At 65.1% G+C, this 19,153-nt stretch carries 16 protein-coding genes; 9 read left to right on the top strand and 7 right to left on the bottom strand.

What is annotated here, in order from left to right; genetic code table 11:
- Window positions 1–10: 10 nt before the first annotated feature.
- A complete protein-coding gene (locus QCE88_RS12730; protein WP_309902333.1) occupies window positions 11–574 on the top strand; it encodes a pyridoxamine 5'-phosphate oxidase family protein in 564 nt (187 codons plus the stop codon).
- A gap of 6 nt (window positions 575–580) precedes the next feature.
- Here QCE88_RS12730 and QCE88_RS12735 read toward each other — a convergent pair whose 3' ends face one another.
- Entirely contained in the window at window positions 581–1,876 is a 1,296-nt protein-coding gene (locus QCE88_RS12735; protein WP_309902335.1) for an MFS transporter, read from the bottom strand.
- Window positions 1,877–2,127: 251 nt separating this feature from the next.
- Here QCE88_RS12735 and QCE88_RS12740 point away from each other — a divergent pair, with 251 nt between their 5' ends.
- From QCE88_RS12740 to QCE88_RS12750, 3 genes are all read left to right on the top strand, one after another.
- Complete coding sequence (locus QCE88_RS12740) at window positions 2,128–2,643, top strand: GNAT family N-acetyltransferase (RefSeq protein WP_309902337.1); 516 nt, start codon at window positions 2,128–2,130, stop codon at window positions 2,641–2,643.
- Window positions 2,644–2,853: 210 nt separating this feature from the next.
- Window positions 2,854–3,744 (top strand): hypothetical protein, encoded by an 891-nt coding sequence (locus QCE88_RS12745; protein WP_309902339.1) that lies wholly within the window; start codon window positions 2,854–2,856, stop codon window positions 3,742–3,744.
- An 81-nt stretch (window positions 3,745–3,825) separates the two neighbouring features.
- Window positions 3,826–4,587: a DUF2968 domain-containing protein gene (locus QCE88_RS12750; protein WP_309902341.1), complete on the top strand. Its 762-nt coding sequence runs from the start codon at window positions 3,826–3,828 to the stop codon at window positions 4,585–4,587.
- A gap of 85 nt (window positions 4,588–4,672) precedes the next feature.
- Here the strand turns inward: QCE88_RS12750 and QCE88_RS12755 are convergent, their stop codons facing one another.
- The 5 genes from QCE88_RS12755 to QCE88_RS12775 all read right to left on the bottom strand — a co-directional run bounded on the left by QCE88_RS12755 (window position 4,673) and on the right by QCE88_RS12775 (window position 11,953).
- The gene (locus tag QCE88_RS12755) at window positions 4,673–6,118 is read right to left on the bottom strand and encodes a gamma-glutamyl-gamma-aminobutyrate hydrolase family protein (RefSeq protein WP_309902343.1); all 1,446 of its coding nucleotides are present in this window, start codon (window positions 6,116–6,118) and stop codon (window positions 4,673–4,675) included.
- A 148-nt stretch (window positions 6,119–6,266) separates the two neighbouring features.
- The gene (locus QCE88_RS12760) at window positions 6,267–8,024 is read right to left on the bottom strand and encodes a cation:proton antiporter (protein ID WP_309902345.1); all 1,758 of its coding nucleotides are present in this window, start codon (window positions 8,022–8,024) and stop codon (window positions 6,267–6,269) included.
- Between the two features lie 200 nt (window positions 8,025–8,224).
- A complete protein-coding gene (gene glnK / locus QCE88_RS12765) occupies window positions 8,225–8,563 on the bottom strand; it encodes a P-II family nitrogen regulator (RefSeq protein WP_086969848.1) in 339 nt (112 codons plus the stop codon).
- A gap of 139 nt (window positions 8,564–8,702) precedes the next feature.
- On the bottom strand, window positions 8,703–10,757 hold the full coding sequence (locus tag QCE88_RS12770) for an NAD(+) synthase (RefSeq protein WP_309902348.1): 2,055 nt from the start codon (window positions 10,755–10,757) through the stop codon (window positions 8,703–8,705).
- Between the two features lie 53 nt (window positions 10,758–10,810).
- Window positions 10,811–11,953, bottom strand: coding sequence for a GNAT family N-acetyltransferase (locus QCE88_RS12775; protein WP_309902350.1), 1,143 nt, complete (start codon window positions 11,951–11,953; stop codon window positions 10,811–10,813).
- Between the two features lie 176 nt (window positions 11,954–12,129).
- Here QCE88_RS12775 and QCE88_RS12780 point away from each other — a divergent pair, with 176 nt between their 5' ends.
- Window positions 12,130–12,435: a GIY-YIG nuclease family protein gene (locus tag QCE88_RS12780; protein WP_309902352.1), complete on the top strand. Its 306-nt coding sequence runs from the start codon at window positions 12,130–12,132 to the stop codon at window positions 12,433–12,435.
- A gap of 57 nt (window positions 12,436–12,492) precedes the next feature.
- Here the strand turns inward: QCE88_RS12780 and ppa are convergent, their stop codons facing one another.
- A complete protein-coding gene (ppa, locus tag QCE88_RS12785) occupies window positions 12,493–13,020 on the bottom strand; it encodes an inorganic diphosphatase (protein ID WP_309903567.1) in 528 nt (175 codons plus the stop codon).
- A 238-nt stretch (window positions 13,021–13,258) separates the two neighbouring features.
- On the opposite strand from ppa, the gene QCE88_RS12790 reads away from it, so the two are divergent.
- The 4 genes from QCE88_RS12790 (at window position 13,259) to urtA (ending at window position 19,094) form a co-directional block, all read left to right on the top strand.
- Window positions 13,259–14,698: an aldehyde dehydrogenase family protein gene (locus QCE88_RS12790; protein ID WP_309902354.1), complete on the top strand. Its 1,440-nt coding sequence runs from the start codon at window positions 13,259–13,261 to the stop codon at window positions 14,696–14,698.
- Between the two features lie 41 nt (window positions 14,699–14,739).
- Window positions 14,740–15,516, top strand: a complete 777-nt coding sequence (locus QCE88_RS12795) for an SDR family oxidoreductase (protein WP_309902356.1) — start codon at window positions 14,740–14,742, stop codon at window positions 15,514–15,516.
- A gap of 375 nt (window positions 15,517–15,891) precedes the next feature.
- Window positions 15,892–17,208: an MFS transporter gene (locus QCE88_RS12800; RefSeq protein WP_309902358.1), complete on the top strand. Its 1,317-nt coding sequence runs from the start codon at window positions 15,892–15,894 to the stop codon at window positions 17,206–17,208.
- A 572-nt stretch (window positions 17,209–17,780) separates the two neighbouring features.
- Entirely contained in the window at window positions 17,781–19,094 is a 1,314-nt protein-coding gene (urtA, locus tag QCE88_RS12805; RefSeq protein ID WP_309833010.1) for an urea ABC transporter substrate-binding protein, read from the top strand.
- Window positions 19,095–19,153: the final 59 nt, after the last annotated feature.

Here is a 19,153-nt window from a genome sequence, read left to right on the forward strand (position 1 = left end):
AAGATCAGCCATGGATGAGATTCTCGACGAAGTCTGGACCCTGCTCGACTCCGGTGCGAACGCCGGCGCGCAGCGCTCGCCCTTCACGATGCTCCAGGCTGCGACGCACGGGCTGGACGGTGCGCCCGCCGTGCGCACCGTGGTGTTGCGGCGCACCTGTCGCGAACAGCGCTCGCTCATGTTTCACACCGACTTGCGTTCGACGAAAGTCGCCGAGTTGCGACGCGATGCGCGTATTGCGATCATCGGTTGCGACATGGAGGCTGGAAAGCAACTGCGGCTGACGGGCACGGCGCGCATCATCGAGGATCCACGCGACACGCGGCCGATATGGGAAGCCAGCCGGCCGCGCACGCTGATTGTGTATCGCACCCCGTTCGCGCCCGGCGCGCCGGTGTCCACGCCCGCCGAAGCGCATCCAAACTCCGCTGCGACGGACGGCTTCGAACATTTCTGCCTGATCGAGATTACCGTGTCAGGGATCGACTATCTGCACTTGGCGCCGGAAGGACACGTCCGGGCGCGCCTTCACTTCGACGAAGGAAGCTGGCGCGGCCAGTGGCTCGCGCCCTGACTGCACTCAAGCCGTCTTGTACTGATTGCGCGCCTCCGGCGAGCGATACAGCACGCAGGTCGCGATCAGCCCGCACACGGCGGCGAGTCCCATCCACAGACCCGGCGCGGCCTTGTTGCCGGTGGCATGGATCAAATACGTGGAGATGGCCGGCGTGAAGCCGCCGATGGTCGTCGCGAGGCTATAGGCCATCGAGAAGCCCGTGGTGCGCACTTCGACCGGCATGACTTCGGTGAGCGCGACGACCATTGCGCCGTTGTAGCTGCCGTACAGGAACGAGAGCCACAGTTCGCACAGCAAGAGGCGCATGAAGGACGGATCCGCGACCAGCCATTGCACGATCGGATACGACGTGAGAATGGTCAGGATCGTGAACACCAGCAGCACCGGCCGGCGGCCCACGCGATCCGACAGCGCGCCCATCACCGGCAGCCAGACCAGGTTCGAGATACCGACGCACACGGTCACGACGAGCGCATCGACCGACGAGAGCTTCAGCACTTCCTTGCCGAAGGTCGGCGTGTAGGCGGTGATCATGTAGAACGACACGGTGGTCATGATGACCATGCCCATGCCGGCCAGCACGATGCCCCAGTTCTGCGCGATCGAGCGGGCGATCTGGCCCATGCTCGGACGATGCTTGCGCGCGAGGAACTCATCCGTTTCACGCAGCGAACGGCGAATGATGAACAGGAACGGCACGATCAGGCAGCCGATCAGGAACGGCACGCGCCAGCCCCATGCGGTCATCTGGTCGGCGGGCAGCAGCCGGTTCATGATCACGCCGATGAGCGCGGCGAACACCACCGCGACCTGCTGGCTGCCGGACTGCCAGGAGCAATAGAAGCCCTTGTTGCCCTTGGTCGCGATCTCGGACAGGTACACCGACACCCCGCCCAGTTCCACACCGGCCGAGAAGCCTTGCAGCAGACGCCCGCCGAGCACGATGATCGGCGCCAGTGCGCCGATGGTGGCATAGCCCGGCACCAGCGCGACGCAGGCAGTGCCGACCGCCATCAGCCCGAGCGTCAGGATCAGGCCTTTGCGGCGGCCATGATGGTCGATGTACGCGCCGAGCACGATGGCGCCGAACGGACGCATCAGGAAACCCGCCCCGAATACGGAAAGCGCCAGCATCAGCGAGGCGAACTCGTTGCCGCTCGGAAAATAGGTCTTGGCGATCGCCGAGGCGTAATAGCCGTAGACCATGAAGTCATACATTTCGAGGAAGTTTCCGCTGACGACGCGAAACACCGACTTGAACTTTGATTCGTTGGCTGGAGCGACGTGGGCTGTGGACATGAACGTTCTCGACAATCGTGAGATGAGCGCGACGGGCCTCGCGGTGCGCGGTTCAGCGACCTGCGCAAAATCCGTACTTGAACGGATGGCGGCGCGCCGTGCTGACCGGGAGGAACAGGCTTCGTTGTTATGGTTGCGGCGACCTCAATCTTAACGCCTGCGCCTCGACGGCTGCATAGAACAGCGTCTAATTTCGTTCAAATTTCATTAAAATTAGCTTACATATGCCTAACGTAAAACCGACAATCGAGATGTCCGGCACGCGGCTCGTCCTGCGCGACGCCACTTCCGGCGACCGCGACCTTATCGTGTCGATGCACGTGCGCAGTTGGGTATCGGCGTACCGCGGCATCCTGCCGGACCGCTATCTCGATCGCGACATCCACGCGGAACGTGCCGCGCACTGGGCCGCGCGCCTGCCGGAACTGGCTCGAGGCGCGGGGCGCGTGGTCATCGCCCTGCATGAGGACGAGGCGGTCGGCTTCACCTGTCTGATCGAACCCGACGAACACGGCAGCGTGCTGGTCGACAACCTGCACGCGCTGCCGGGGCACAAGGGCCTCGGCGCCGGCACCGCGATGCTCGCCGAAGCCAACCGCTGGGCGCGCGAGCGCGGCGCGCGGCAACTGCACCTGTCCGTGCTGGAGGAGAATGCGGCGGCCATCGGCTTCTACGAATCGCGCGGCTGGCGACGCGAGGCGCGCGAAGCCGACCACATGGCAGGCATCGACCTGTTCTGCTTGCGTTACGTTTTCCCGCTCGACTGAGCCCCGCGGCGCCACACGCCGAAACGCTCGCGTTTTTTCAACCAACGCCAGCGAAATTAGGAATGCTCTGGTCGCGGGAAAGAAAACCGTTTCGTATGATTGCCGGTCGAAAATTCGGCTTGTCCGCCCGCGCGACGAGACCGTTTCCGCGCCATCAGGGTCGATGCATTCCGCTGCTGCCCGCGTGCGGCGCATGTCTGTGGAATCTCGATGAGCGAACCGTTGATCGTTGTGGAAGGCGAACTGCGTCTGCCGACGGTGCGCCCGCTGTCGGGCCTTGCGCTGGGCGTCGGAATGGAATGGGCGCTTGCCCGCGCGCGTCCGGTCCAGTCGCCGTTCGAAATCGCGCTGTACGCGGCACGGTTCAAGACCGCCTATCTGCCGGCCTTCCGTCTGTCCGATTCCACTGCGCGTTATCGCGCGGTGAGCCTGTGGAGCGTGTTCGCGCACGGCGAACTGCCGCGCGCCATCCTGGACCTGCTCGACAGCCATCGCGCCCGCGCGCGCGCGGACGAAGCGCCGGTGGATCCGCTGCGCCTGAGCGCGCCGATCCATGCAGGGTTGGGGGCGGCGCGCCGGGGCATGTCGCGCCTCACGCAGATCCTGACCGGCGTGGCGATCTCCGTCGGCACGCTGCTGTTGCTGTGGCTTCTGTTCGGCAACGAGCCGGGCGTGCCGGGCGTGCCGGGTGTTCAGCCAGTGGTCCCTTTCACGGAAGCCGCGCGATCCGGGCCGGCCGGGAAACCGCCCACTCCTTCCGCCCTTGCACCGCCGGTGGCGGTCGAGCCACCCGTTGCCGCCGCTGCACGCTCGACTGAACCCGAAGCGCTCGCCGACGTCTCCGGGCCCACGCCACAAGACCAGCCGCCAACGGTTCCCGGCCACACCGTCGTCGCACCGGAGGTAGATCAGGCGCGTGCCGCCACAGCGAATCGTTCGCGGCATGAGCGCACGGAATTACATCGCAAGACAGCGCGAGTGAAGTCCGCCCGACCCGACCCGATGAATGTGCACGCGCTCTATGCCTTGCTGCAGCACTCGCCGACGCTCGACAGCAATGCGCAAAGCGATGCCGGCGAGGGAGGCGCAGCGGCGGATTAACCGCGACCGACAGAACCGCCCGGGATGCACGTCAGAACGCAGCGAACCCGTCCGATCAACCTTTTCGGCCCGAACGCCAACATGAAGTCATCGAGACCCATCCGTCACACGACGCTCACGCTTGCGCTGTCCCTCCTCCTCTGCGGGACGCTCGCGCCGTTCGCGCTTGCGTCCGCTGCTTCGAGCCCGCCCAGAAGCGCGCCCACTGCGCCGCGGCCGAGCCCGGACACCCGCAACGCAGACGACACGGCCGACGATGCTTCCAGCCCGGCCAGCGATCCGCGTGCGCCGCGTGCCGAAGGCAACATCGCCGAACTGCAGAGCCTGGTGCAGGCAGGAAGCCTCACCGAACTGCGCGCCACCCGCAATGGCAGCTACGGCGCGAAGCTCTTCTTCCTTGCGCAGGAGATGCTGTACTACGTGGCGTTGTCGCAGGACGACCGCTGGTGGCGCGTGGTGAAGACGCAGGACGCGGGGCGCGCCGATTCCGTCTATGCCGAGTTCGCGCGCAAGAGCTTCTCGCTTGCGGAGGGCGAAATCCGCCGCATCCAGCTGACGGCGCAAAAGGCGTTGCTCGACCGGGTGATCGCCAAGTCGGCGGATCGCGCGAACCGGCTTTCCACCGATCTCGCGCTCACGCAACAGCAGGACTCGCAGGTGTCGCAGCGTCAGCAGCAATTGCAGGTCGAAGCCGCGACCTTGCAGAGCGACAAGCTCGACGCCGAACGCAAGTTGCGCGCATTGCAGATGCAGGTGGACCAGTTGCAGCGCGCGACGGAAGCCGGGCTCGGCACGTCGAATACGGCGGCGGCGCGTCGATGGTCGGATAAGGCGGCGGACTGAACGTCCGCTTCCGCGTCTGAAAAAGCACAAGGCCCGCTCGATTGAAGCGGGCCTTGCCTGGCAACATTGAAACCGTTGCGCCGGCTCAGAAGCGCGTTTCCCGCGCCACGCGCAGGAAAGTATCGAGTAGCGGCGTGCAATCGAGCAATTCCGCGCCGCCTGCGCGATGAAACTCCGGATGCCACTGCACGCCCACGACAAATGGCGCCCGGCGATAGCGCACCGCTTCGATGATGCCGTCCGACGCCGACACCGCCTCGATGTTCAGGTCGCGGCCGAGCGTTCGCACCGCTTGGTGGTGGATCGAATTGACGAGAGCGTCGCGCTGGTTCGGGAACATGTTGGCGAGCGTCGAGCCGTCCGGAAAACGGATGGCGTGCCGATGCTGGTCGTACTGCTCGCTGACGTGCACGCCGGCCATCGGGACATCGGTGGCGATATCGCCGTAGAGCGTGCCGCCGAATGCCACGTTGATCAGCTGGCAACCCCGGCACACGCCCAGCACCGGCTTGCCCGACTCGACGAACTCATGCAGCAGTTCGAGCTCGTACATGTCGCGCACGCGGTCGCCGGGCCATTCGGGACGCGTCGTGACTTCCTCGTAGGATTGCGGCGAGACGTCGGCGCCGCCTTGCAGCAGCAGGCCGTCGAGATGCTTCGCGTAGTCGCGCAGACGGATATTGCTCGTATGCAGCATGCCCTGGTTGCCGACGGTCGGAATCATGAAGACCAGCACGTCGCGCGACATCACCCAATGGGCGATGGATTCCTCCAGGTATTGCAGCGTCTTGCCGCGCAGCCCCTTGGCGCCGGGCTCCGGGTGAAAGATCCGTGCCGACACGCCGATGCGCAAGGTGCGCTGCGTGACACGTTGCCCTGCCCGGTCGAAGATCTGGCGCGCGCGCGCCGCGATGATGCGTCCAAACACCGACCACGCCGAATCCGACTGCTTCAGATACGCAGGCTGCGGCGGCACGGGGGCCGCTTCGGCCACGTGCGGAACGTTGAGCTTGCCGAAATCCGGCGCTTCGGCGATGCCGGAGGGGAAACCGGCTGTGGCCGGCGGCGCGGTGCGGCCGGTGGGAGAGTCCGACGCCGCGGACTGGGCGTTCGTGGTGCGTGTGATTTCGGCTTCCGCTTCTGCCTCGGTCGCCGCTTCGAGGTTCTGCGCGAGACTCGACCTGGAATCCGCGGGTGCAGGTTTCACGGGAATCGCGGCCGCCTGCGCGGCGGTGGCGCGAGCCGCCGATTCGCGGGCGTCGCTTGCGGCCTGCTGCGCGTCATCGCGGCGGGCCTGCTGGGTATCGACGGGTTCGACGTTCGCCGCGCTGGAAGGCGCATCCGTCGACGCGCGTTCGGTCGCGCTCGCCGCCGGCCCAGGCGCTGCGGCGGCGGCCGCGGCTTCCGGCGGCGCCGTGGGATTCGCGCCGCGCGGCGCGTCGTGCTGCGCACTCCCCGCCGTTGAAGAACCCGCGCCGCTCGTGCGGCCGTCGGGAGTGTTGCTGCCTTTGGAGGTGTTGTTATCGCTCATTCCGATGTCGGACGCCCGCGCGCCTTGAAAGAATGGACAAGCCCCAATTATCCGCCTGCGGACGATCTGCCGCAAACCGGCACACAATTGGTCACATTGACTCACATTCTCGCGGAACGCGGTAATACTCCGCCGGAGCGATCCCGCATCAGTGTTCGCGCGGTTCCTCGAAGGTCTCGCGCAGGGCGATCTGCATCGTCGCGTGAATCTTCACGCACCAGCGCCACAGCACCGTCAGCAGGAGCGCCGCGCACAACAACACGGCGATCATCAGCCCGAACGGCGGCAGGATCGCGCCTGACAACGCGGCCACCAGCAGGAACACGCCGAACATCGCGACGATCGGAATCAGCCCCGAGATCGCCGAGCGGATCGCGCGCGTGAAGCGCCCCGCCTTGGCCGGCTGCACGCTCACTTCGGCCAGCAGCAGCGCGAGCGATTCGAGCTTGCGATACACCGCGACCAGAAACGGCAGCGCCACCACCAGCGCCGCGCTCCACAGCACGACGCGCCGCGCATTGTCGGAGTCGAGCCAGCGTGCGAGCTGCGCGAACGCAAAGGGCGCCGCATACGACGCGCTGATAAAAATCGCCGCGACGAGCGCGAGATTGACCGCGATCTGCAACACGATGCGCTTGGTCATCGAGAACAGCGTCGGGCCGCCGGAGCCGGTCGTGAGGCTCGCGAGCCATTGCGAGTACAGCCCGAACGTGTTCGACAGCGGTGCGGGCATCGCGCGGGCGACGCGCATCGTCAACGGGTCGGCGGCGCGGATCAGATAGGGCGTGAACAGCGTGGTGAGCGCGGACACGGCTACCGCGATCGGATACAGGAAGCCGCTCGTCACCTTGAGCGACAACCCGAGCGACGCGATGATGAACGAGAACTCGCCAATCTGCGCGACGCTCATGCCGACGCGCATCGACGTGCGGCCGTCCTTGCCCGCGAGGAAGGTGCCGAGCCCGCACGAGATGATCTTGCCGAATACCACCGCGACCGTGATGACGGCGATGGGCCATGCGTAGTCGACCAGCACGGTCGGGTTCAGCAGCAGGCCGATGGTGACGAAGAAGATGGCGGAGAACATGTCGCGCACCGGCGCGATCAGATGCTCGATACGCGCGAGATGCTTCGACTCCGCCATGATCGCGCCGATCAGGAAGGCGCCGAGCGCGATCGAATAATCCAGCTTCACGACCAGCAGGCAGAAGCCGAAACAGAAGCCGAGCACGGTGACGAGCAGCATCTCGTCGCTCTTCGCGCGCGCCACGTAGTTGAGCGCGCGCGGCACCGTCAGGATGCCGACCACGAGCGACACCGTCATGAACAACAGCAGCTTGCCGAGCGTCACGAACGCGATGCCGGCGCTCACCGAACCCGTCTGCGCGATGCCCGACAGCAGCACGAGCATGGCAATGGCGAGAATATCCTCGACGATCAGAATGCCGAACACGAGCTGCGCAAAGCCCTCGCGTTTCATGTTCAGCTCGGACAGCGCCTTCACGATGATGGTGGTCGACGAGATGGCGAGCATCGCGCCGAGGAACAGCGAGTCCATCGCGTTCCAGCCGAACCAGCGGCCGATCTCGTAGCCGATCCAGATCATCAGCACGATTTCCGAGAGCGCCGCGACGAATGCCGTTGCACCGACCTTGAACAGCTTGCGCAGACTGAACTCGAGCCCGAGCGAGAACATCAGGAAGACCACGCCGAGCTCGCCGAGCGTCTGGATGGTGGCTTCGTCGTGAATCAGATTGAACGGCGGCGTGTACGGCCCGATGATCACGCCCGCCACGATGTAACCGAGCACGACCGGCTGCCGCATGCGGTGGAACAGCACCGTCACGACACCCGCGATGGCCATGATCACCGCGAGATCCTGAATGAATCCGATCGCATGATGCATTCAGCAAACCCTTTCAAATATGTAATCGATCACCGATGTTACCGCACGGACCGTGAAATCCTGCGCTTGGGCAATAAATTGGGATGAACGGCGGAAAACCAGCGGAAGACGGCGCGCGTTCGGCCACGCGTGCGCCGAACGGCTGAAGAAGAGCTCGCACGAACGGCGAGCCCTGAAACCAGGCAGAAGACCTGCGGCGCTCAGACTGCCGCTTCGTTTTCCTCGCCGGTGCGGATACGGATCACGCGTTCGACTTCGGCGACAAAAATCTTGCCGTCGCCGATCTTGCCGGTGCGCGCGGCGCCGATGATCGCGTCGATGACCTGGTCGGTCTGGTCGTTCGCGACGACCACTTCGATCTTCACTTTCGGCAGGAAGTCCACGACGTACTCTGCACCGCGATAGAGCTCCGTATGACCCTTCTGACGGCCGAAGCCCTTCACTTCCGTGACCGTGAGGCCGGTGAGGCCCACTTCGGCGAGCGCTTCGCGCACTTCGTCGAGCTTGAACGGTTTGATGATGGCGGTGATGCGTTTCATGGCGTGCCTCGCAGGGAGTTCGGTTCAATGGATTCGAAAGAGGTCGTGTCCCGCGCGGGACAGATGGTTTCGATTCTAGCTGCGTTTCATCGCGCAAGCGGTCCGGTAAACCGCGCGGTCTTCAAAAACGCGTCGCCCGCTATTCGGTGACAGGCACGCGCTCCAGGTCCTTGAGCCAGACGGTGGCCTGCGAATCGCTGGGCGCGCGCCAGTCGCCGCGCGGCGAAAGCGAGCCGCCCGAGCCGACCTTCGGCGCATTCGGCACGCATGACCGCTTGAACTGGCTGATGCGGAAGAAGCGGTCCAGAAAGATCTTCAGGTTCTTGCGGATATCGCCGATGCCGTACTGATTGCGCACCACCGCGGGGCCTTCCGGCCAGGTGCCGGCATCGCGGTCGCGCCATGCATGCAGCGCGAGGAACGCCACTTTCGTGGGCGCGAAGCCGAAACGCAGCGTGTAGTACAGATTGAAGTCCTGCAACTCGTACGGGCCGATCACGCTTTCGGTCTTCTGTTCCACCACGCCGCTCGTCTTGCCGGGGATCAGTTCCGGACTGATGTCGGTGGCGAGGACGTTTTCGAGCACGTCGCTACCGGTGCTGCCGATCTGTCCCGACTCCGCCACCCAGCGCACCAGATGCGTGATCAGCGTCTTCGGCACACTGGCGTTGACGTTGTAATGCGACATGTGATCGCCGACGCCATAGGTGCACCATCCCAGTGCCAGCTCGCTCAGATCACCCGTGCCGATGACAATCGCCTGATTGAAGTTGGCGAGCCTGAACAGATGACTCGTGCGCTCGCCGGCCTGCACGTTTTCATAGGTGATGTCGTATTGCTCGGCGCCGGTGCTGTGCGGATGACCGATGTCGGACAGCATCTGCACGCAACTCGGCCGGATGTCGATTTCGTGCGCCGTGCAGCCGATCACGTTCATCAGTTCGCGCGCCTGGCTCAAGGTGCGTTCGCTCGTGGCGAAACCCGGCATCGTGTACGCGAGGATGTTCGCGCGCGGCAGGCCGAGCCGGTCCATCGCCTTCGCGCACACCAGCAGTGCATGAGTCGAATCGAGTCCGCCCGAGATGCCGATCACGACCTTCGACATCCCCGATGACTGCAGGCGTTGCAGCAACGCCTGCACCTGAATGTTGTAGACCTCGTTGCAGCGTTCGTCGCGACGCGCGGCATCGGACGGAACGTAGGGGAAGCGCTCGACATGCCGGTCGAGCGGCAGCTTGCTGTCGGCGGGAATGGCGAGCGGAAATTCGATCACGTCGAAACGCGCGACTTCGTCCGCATGCCGCTGGGTCGAGCGGCCGAAGGTGGTCTGCCGCATCCTTTCGCGCGAGAGCCGTTCGAGATCGACATCGGCGAAGATCAGATGCGAGTCGCGCGAGAAGCGCTCCGACTCGGCCAGCAGCGCGCCGTTTTCGTAGATGAGGCCTTGGCCGTCCCAGGCGAGATCGGTGGATGACTCGCCGTCGCCCGCCGACGTATAGAGATACGCCGCCACGCAACGCGCCGACTGCTGGCTGACGAGCTGATGCCGGTACGCCGACTTGCCCACCACGATATTCGACGCCGACAGGTTCACGAGCACGGTCGCGCCCGCGAGCGCCGCGAAGCACGACGGCGGCACCGGCACCCAGACGTCCTCGCAAATTTCCACATGAAAGCGGAACAGCGGCAGGTCCTTGATCTGGAACAGCAGCGACGCGCCAAACGGCACGTCCTGGCCGCACAGCCGGAGCGTGGTAGTGGTCGCGGCATCGGCGGGACTGAACTGGCGCGCCTCGTAAAACTCGCCGTAGTTCGGCAGATAGCTTTTCGGCACGACGCCGCGAATGAAGCCATCGGCGATGACGATCGCGCAGTTGAACAGCTTGTGCTCCACGCGCAGCGGCGCGCCGACGATCATCGCGAGATTGAGGCCCTTCGAGGCGTCGAGCAGCGTCTGCAACGCGTCTTCGCAGGCATCGAGCAATGCGCGCTGATGAAACAGGTCGTCGCACGTATAGGCGGAAAGGCCGAGTTCCGGGAACGCGACCAGCACCGCGCCGCGCGCCGCCGCCTGTCTCGCGAGTTCGAGGGTCTGCGCGGCGTTGAATTCCGGATCCGCGACTTTGCAGGCCGGAACGCCGACCGCGACGCGCGCGAAGTCGTGGCTATACAGGTTGAAGAAGTTTCTGTTCATGGTGATCTGAACGGGTGGGATGCCGGACACGGTATGCCCGGCCGATTATCGCATCAGGTCTTCTTTCTGAACGGCGTATGCGCCTCCAGCTCCTCGATGTGCTGGGTCATCGCTTCCGTTTCGGCGTCGAGAAACTCCGAGATCGCATGCGCGAATCGCTGGTCGGCGATCCAGTGCGCGGACCACGTGGGCGTCGGCAGCATCCCGCGCGACATCTTGTGCACGCCCTGCGCGCCGCCTTCAAAACGTGCCAGCCGATGCTCGATGCAATGCGCGATGCCCTGCATGTAGCAGGTCTCGAAATGCAGTCCCGAGATGAACTCGCGCGTGCCCCAGTAGCGGCCATACATCGTGTCGCCGCCGATCATGTTGAGCGCGCACGCAAGCCGCTGGCCGTCCGCTTCGGCGATCACGAGCAACATGCTGTCGGGCGCGTCGGCGTGGATGCGCCCAAAGAACTCGCGCGTCAGATACGGCGCGTTCCAGTGCTCGCGATAGGTGTTGTCATAGCAGTCGTAGAAGAAGTCGAGCGCGCCCTGATCGATCTGCGCGCCGCGCAACCAGGTGTACGTGACGCCCGCCTCCGTCACGCGGCGGCGGTCCTGCTTGACCTTCTTGCGCTTGTCGTGGCTCATCGTCGCGAGGAACGCGTCGAAGTCTGCGTAGCCATCGCCGGGCGCGTTCTCCCAGTGGAACTGCACGCCTTCGCGCAGCATGTAGCCCGCGTCGGTGAGCGCCTCGACGTCTTGCGCTTGCGGAAACAGCACATGCAACGAGGAGAGTTCGAGCTGCCGTGTCAGTTCGATCGCACCGCGCGCCAGCATCACGCGTTCGTCGTGATGCGCCGCGATCAGGCGCGGCCCCGTCACCGGCGAGAACGGCACCGCGGACAGCGCCTTCGGGTAATAGCGCAGGCCGTGGCGCTCGAAGGCGTCGGCCCAGGCGTGATCGAACACATATTCGCCGCGCGAGTGCGACTTGAGATACAGCGGCATGACGCCCGCGAGGGTGTCGCCACGCTTCAGCAACAGATGATGCGCGCGCCAGCCGGTGCGCTTGACTGCGCAGCCGGTGTCCTGCAACGCGGCAATGAACGCGTGGCGCACGAACGGATTGTCGCCGGCGAGCCGGTTCCAGTCGTCCGCCGGGATGTCTTCGAGCGTATCGACCACATGAATTTCGACTTCGCGATTCAACAGGCTACCTCGCTGGAATATCGATGAACGCGCGCCACGCGGCCGCGCGCGCCCGAAAGCGGCTATTCTCGCGCAACTCGCCACGCCTCGCCGAAGCCGGCTCGAGCGTTGCAGCGCCCCGCCCCGATGCTTTCAGCCATAATGCGCGGCACACACCCTCCCGCCCGGCGAACGCAATGCCCTGGTTCCTGTATCTGATCGAATGCGCTGACGGCAGTCTCTACACCGGCATCGCCACCGACGTCGAAGCGCGTTTCGCCGCGCACCTGAGCGGCAAGGGCGCGCGCTATACGCGGGCAAGAAAGCCGCTGCGCGTGATGGCGTCGTTCGAACTGACGGGGCGCTCGGAAGCGTCGCGCGCGGAATACTTCGTCAAGCGGCTGACGCCGCGGCAGAAGCGCGAATTGATCGCGGGCGGGCGCACGCTGGCCTCGGTGGTGCCGTGCGCCGAGGCGACCGTCGATCTCGACGACGACGCCTGAAATGCAGACGGCCGGCGCAGATGAGGCGCCGGCCGTCGTTTCATGCGGGAAGCGCGCTTACTTGCCGTAGTTCGCGATGCCTTCCGTGATTTCCTTGTGAGCGGCTTCGATGCCGTCCCAGCCTTCGACCTTCACCCACTTGCCCTTTTCGAGCGCCTTGTAGTTCTCGAAAAAGTGCTTGATCTGATCGCGCAGATATTCAGGCACGTCTTCGATCGACTTGATGTTCGCCGTCATCGGGCAGACCTTGTCGTGCGGCACGGCGAGCAGCTTGGCGTCGACGCCGGATTCGTCGGTCATCTTCAGCATGCCCAGCGCGCGCGAGCGGACCACGGAACCGGCCAGCAGCGGGAACGGCGTGATGACCAGCACGTCGACGGGATCGCCGTCGCCCGACAGCGTCTGCGGAATGAAACCGTAGTTCACCGGGTAGCGCATGCCGGTGCCGACGAAACGGTCGACGACGAGCAGGCCCATGTCCTTGTCGGCTTCATATTTGACCGGATCGCTTTGCGCGGGAATCTCGATGATGACGTTGAAATCCTGCGGAAGGTCCTTGCCGGGAGGTACGTTGTTGAAGCTCATGAGCACTCTCTGGAGAAGTTGAGGTCGCAAAAAGGAAAATGCGGGAATCGCACGGGCGGCCGGGAGCACGGACTGCCCCGCTTGCCGCACATGGCCGCGCATGGCGGCGTGTGATCGCCTCATTATAGCCAATCGGGCATCGCGGCCCGGCCGGTCCGGGTTGGCGCGATAATCGGTTACGGCGTTGCAGGAAGCATCGAATTCCATTCACGACACGAACACCCATCGGGAGACACGCATGGAAGAAGCGAAGCATTTCATCAACAACCGCTTTGTCGCGCCGTCGGTCGGCGAGACGATTCCCGTGGTCGATCCGTCCGACGGCCAGATCTTCGCGCAGATCGCGCGCGGCACGCCCGCCGACATCGACCGCGCCGTGGCCGCCGCCCGCGCCGCCTACGAAGGTCCGTGGGGCGCGATGAGCGCCGCCGAACGCGGCCGCATCCTCGCGCGGCTGTCCATGTTGATTGCCACCTGCCACGAGGAGATCGCGCAAATCGAGGCGCGCGACACCGGCAAGCCGCTCAAGCAGGCGCGCGCCGACGTCACCGGCATCGCGCGTTATTTCGAGTTCTACGCCGGCGCCGCCGACAAGCTGCACGGCGAAACCCTGCCCTATCAGTCCGGCTACACCGTGCTGACGATCCGCGAGGCGCATGGCGTCACCGGGCACATCGTGCCGTGGAACTATCCGCTGCAGATCTTCGGGCGCAGCGTCGGCGCGGCGCTCGCGACGGGCAACGCGTGCGTCGTGAAGCCGGCGGAGGACGCGTGCCTGTCGCTGCTGCGCGTGGCGGAACTGGCGGCGGAAGCGGGCTTGCCGGACGGCGCGCTGAACATCGTCACCGGCTACGGACACGAGGCCGGCGCGGCGCTCGCGCGGCATCCGGGCATCGATCACATTTCCTTCACCGGCTCGCCCGCGACCGGCGCGGCCGTCACGAAGATGGCCGCCGACAACCATGTGCCCGTCACGCTGGAACTGGGCGGCAAGTCGCCGCAGATCGTCTTCGCCGACGCCGATTTCGACGCCGCGCTGCCCGTGCTCGTCGCCGCGATCGTGCAGAACGCCGGCCAGACGTGTTCGGCGGGCAGCCGCGTGCTGATCGAGCGGGCGGCCTACGAGCCGCTGCTCGACCGGCTGGCGCAGGCCTTCGCGGCGCTGCGGGTCGGGCCGAGCAAGCTCGATCTCGACTGCGGTCCGCTGATCAGCGCGAAGCAGCAACAGCGCGTGTGGGATTTTCTCTCCGATGCACAGCACGACGGCATCGCGATGGCCGCGCACGGAGAAGTGGTCGGCGACGCGCCGGAGGCCGGCTTCTATCAGGCGCCGACGCTGCTGCGCGACGTCCCGCCGAGCCACCGCCTCGCGCGCGAGGAAGTGTTCGGCCCGGTGCTGGCCGCGATGCCCTTCGACGATGAAGCCGATGCGCTCCGGCTCGCCAACGGCACCGACTATGGTCTCGTGGCCGGCATCTGGACCCGCGACGGCGCGCGCCAGATGCGACTTGCGCGGCGCGTGCGCTCGGGTCAGGTGTTCATCAACAACTATGGCGCGGGCGGCGGTATCGAGTTGCCGTTCGGCGGCGTGAAGCATTCGGGACATGGCCGCGAGAAAGGCTTCGAGGCGCTGTATGGCTTCACGACGTTGAAGACCATCGCGATCAGGCACGGTTGAGGGCTGCATCCTTTGCAGGGTTCACATCGGGAGACAAGGACATGCGACTGCAAGGCAAGACAGTGATCGTGACGGGCGGCGGCTCGGGCTTCGGCGAAGGCATCGCGAAGACGTTCGCGCGCGAAGGCGCGAACGTGGTCATCAACGACCTCAACGGTCCCGCCGCCGAACGCGTGGCAAGCGAGATTGCGTTGACGCCGTCGCTGGCGGGCGCGCATGGCCGGGCGATCGCCGTGCAGGGCGACGTGACGAAACGGCAGGACTGGCAGGCGCTGCACGACGCGGCCATTCAGGACTTCGGCAGCGTGCAGGTCGTCGTCAACAACGCGGGCACCACGCATCGCAACAAGCCCGTGCTCGACGTCACCGAAGCCGAGTTCGACCGCGTCTACGCCGTCAACGTGAAGAGCATCTACTGGAGCGTCGAGCAGTTCGTGCCGTACTTTCGCGAGCAGGGCGGCGGCGCCTTCATCAACGTGGCATCGACGGCGGGCGTGCGGCCGCGTCCCGGGCTCGTCTGGTACAACGGCAGCAAGGCGGCGGTGATCATCGCCAGCAAGGCGCTTGCGGTGGAGCTGGGCCCGGACCGCATCCGCGTGAACTGCATCAATCCGGTGATCGGCGAAACCGCGCTGCTCTCCGAGTTCATGGGCATGGAGGACACGCCGGAGAATCGCCGCAAGTTCCTCGCCACCATTCCGCTCGGCCGATTCTCGACGCCGCAGGACATCGCCAACGCGGCGCTTTATCTCGCGTCCGATGAAGCCGAGTTCATCACCGGCATCGCCCTCGAAGTGGACGGCGGACGCTGCGTGTAGAAGCGCGATGCGCGCGCTGTTCCGAGCTTTTGCTACGGCGCAGCGCGCGTCGCGTATTTCCCTCGACGTGGACGGCGAACGCTGTGTGCAAAAGCGCGATGTGCGTGCCGTTCCGGGCTTCTGCTACGGCGCGGCGCGCGTCGCGAACCTCCCTCGAAACGGACCGCGCATGCTGAGTGCAGAAGCATGATGCACGCGCCGCTCCAGGCCTCCCCCAAAAGCGCCGTCTGTCGCAAATCTCCGTGCTTTCCCTAGCGAAAACAAGCGCTTGGCGTGCAGGCCGAAGGGCTAGAATCCTTACGCGCCTGTAATCGCGGGCGGACCGTTTCCGCAACGTACTCCGTGCGCCAGAAAACCATAAAGGAGACAAGCACCATGGCCAGCACTGCCAATCCGATGCCTCGCCCCGGCGCCGGCGCGCCGTCCGCCTTCGAGGAGGCAACCTATCGCAAGGTGGCATGGCGGCTCTCGCCGCTGCTGTTGCTCTGCTACGTAGTCGCCTATCTGGACCGCGTGAACGTGGGCTTCGCCAAGCTCCAGATGGCCGCCGACCTGCAACTCTCGGACGCCGTGTACGGCTTCGGCGCCGGCATCTTCTTTTTCGGCTACTTCATCTTCGAGATTCCGAGCAACGTCATCCTGCATCGTGTGGGCGCGCGCGTGTGGATCGCGCGGATCATGATCTCGTGGGGCATCATCTCGGCGCTCACGATGTTCGTCACCACACCGGCCATGTTCTACGTCATGCGCTTCCTGCTGGGCGCGGCCGAGGCGGGCTTCTTCCCCGGCATCATCCTCTATCTGACCTACTGGTTTCCGGCGCGCCGCCGCGGCCGCATGACAACGCTGTTCATGACGGCGATCGCGCTCTCGGGGCTGATCGGCGGGCCGGTCAGCGGCTGGATCATGACGCACTTCGACGGCGTGCACGGCTGGCATGGCTGGCAATGGCTGCTGCTGCTCGAAGGCATTCCGTCGGTGCTGGTCGGACTGCTGGTGCTCGCGAAGCTCGATGACCGCATCGCGAAGGCTCGCTGGCTCAGCGCGGAAGAGCGCGAACTGCTCGAACGCAACATCGCCGCGGACAATGTCGAGAAGGAGGACATGCCGCTCGGCAAGATCCTGTCGAGCCCGAAGGTGTGGCTGATGAGCCTGATCTACTTCTCGTTCGTGATGGGTCTGTACGGCGTGAGTTTCTGGCTGCCGACCATCATCAAGTCGATGGGCGTGTCCGATGCGCTGCATGTCGGCCTGCTCTCGGCGATTCCGTACGGCGCGGCGGTGATCGGCATGCTGTACGCGGCCCGCAGCGCGGACCGCACCGGCGAGCGCCGCTGGCATATCGCGATTCCGGCGCTGCTCGGCGCCGTGGGGCTGGTGCTGTCGGTGATGTGGACCGGCAACACGACGCTCGCCATGCTCGGACTCACGCTCGCCACGATGGGCATCCTCACGACGCTGCCGCTGTTCTGGAGCCTGCCGACGGCGTTCCTCGCCGGCACGGGCGCGGCGGCGGGCATCGCGATGATCAATTCGCTCGGCAACCTGGCGGGCTTCCTGAGCCCGTATCTGGTCGGCTGGCTCAGGCAGGCCACGGCGTCGAACGCGAGCGGCATGTTCATGCTCGCGGGATTCATGGTGCTGGGCGCGGTGCTGGCGTTGAGCGTTCCTGCGCGGATGGTGAATCGTTAAGCGTGTAGGCGGTGGGCGGCACGACTGCCATGTCTTTGCCCCCTCCCGCCTCGCCCTCGCCCTCGCCCGCCAGCTCACGCGCGGCGTGCTCATTTCTGAAGCGTCTCCTCACGCGGCCAACCCTTCTTCGAATGCGACCGCGGCGTTCACCGCCGCAAGCGGAACTTCGTAGCGTGCCGCCACTGTGCTCTTGTCGCCTTCCGCAACGAATGCATCGTGAAGTTGTTTGGCCGACGCCTTGAAGCGTCGAGTCCGTCGATGATTCTAACGATTCGCCAAATGGAGATTTCTGAAAAGCACCGTCCCCGCGATCCGACGATCACGACCTGAAACACCCGCGCTCCGACCTTTCCGCAACCACCGTCTCGCATCCACGCACCGCAACGATGCACATCCCCCTGCCCGTGCACCAAAACCCCGCCCCGATCACTGCCCCGGCTGCGTAAAAGCTTCCCTGAAAATCCGCCAGAGGCCCGCCACCCGGGCATTTCGCCCTGATTGGCATAGCCCTTGCAAATTGCGGCGGGCAATTGCATTGCGCACACAACCATATCGGCAAGGGGAACACACTCATGAAACGTCGCAGTCTGCTGAAGCTCGGTTCCATGTCGGGCGCGCTCGCCCTCGCGGGTCAGCTTCCCATTTCGAAAGCCCAGGCCGCGCAGGGAGACACCGGTCCGATCAAGGTCGGCATTCTGCATTCGCTCTCGGGCACCATGGCGATCTCCGAGACGTCGCTGAAGGACACGGCGCTGATGACCATCGCCGACATCAACAAGAGCGGCGGCGTGATGGGCCGCCAGCTCCAGCCGGTGGTCGTGGATCCGGCCTCGAACTGGCCGCTGTTCGCCGAGAAAGCGCGCCAGTTGCTGACCCAGGACAAGTGCGCTGTGGTATTCGGCTGTTGGACGTCGGTGTCGCGCAAGTCGGTGCTGCCGGTGTTCGAGGAACTGAACGGCCTGCTCTTCTACCCGGTGCAGTACGAAGGCGAAGAGATGTCGCGCAACGTGTTCTACACGGGCGCGGCGCCGAACCAGCAGGCGATCCCCGCTGTCGAGTACCTGATGGGACCGGAAGGCGGCAACGCCAAGCGCTTCTTCCTGCTCGGCACCGACTACGTGTATCCGCGCACGACCAACAAGATCCTGCGTGCGTTCCTCCACTCCAAGGGCGTCAAGGATGCGGACATACAAGAGGTCTACACACCGTTCGGACATAGCGACTATCAGACCATCGTCGCGAACATCAAGACCTTTGCCCAGGGGGGAAAGACGACGGTCGTCTCTACGATCAACGGCGATTCCAACGTCCCGTTCTACAAGGAGCTCGGCAACCAGGGCCTGAAGGCGACCGACGTGCCGGTCGTCGCGTTCTCGGTGGGCGAAGAGGAATTGCGCGGCATCGACACCAAGCCGCTCGTCGGCCACCTCGCGGCCTGGAACTACTTCATGTCGGTGAAGAACCCGAACAACTCGAAGTTCGAGAAGGAATTCTTCGCGTATGCGCAAGCGCAGAACCTGCCGGGCGGAAACAAGCGCGTGACGAACGATCCGATGGAAGCGACCTTCGTCGGCATCCACATGTGGAAGCAGGCCGTCGAGAAGGCGAAGAGCGCCGATGTCGACAAGGTGCGCGTTGCGATGATCGGCCAGACCTTCCCTGCGCCTTCCGGCTTCACGCTGACGATGGACGGCAATCACCACCTGCACAAGCCGGTGATGATCGGCGAGATTCGCGGCGACGGCCAGTTCAATGTCGTGTGGAAGACCAAGACCGCGGTGCGCGCGCAGCCGTGGAGCCCGTTCATTGCCGGCAACGAAGGCAAGCCGGACGTGGTCAGCTCGATCCCGTCGTTCCTGCGCCGCCAGCGCGTGCGCGCTGCGTGACGCGTGGCGCATGCCGTATTGATGGCGTGAAGCAGGACGCCTGACGCACAGGCCGCGCG

Origin of the sequence: Caballeronia sp. LZ035 (genome assembly GCF_031451175.1) — a bacterium.
GTDB lineage: Bacteria > Pseudomonadota > Gammaproteobacteria > Burkholderiales > Burkholderiaceae > Caballeronia.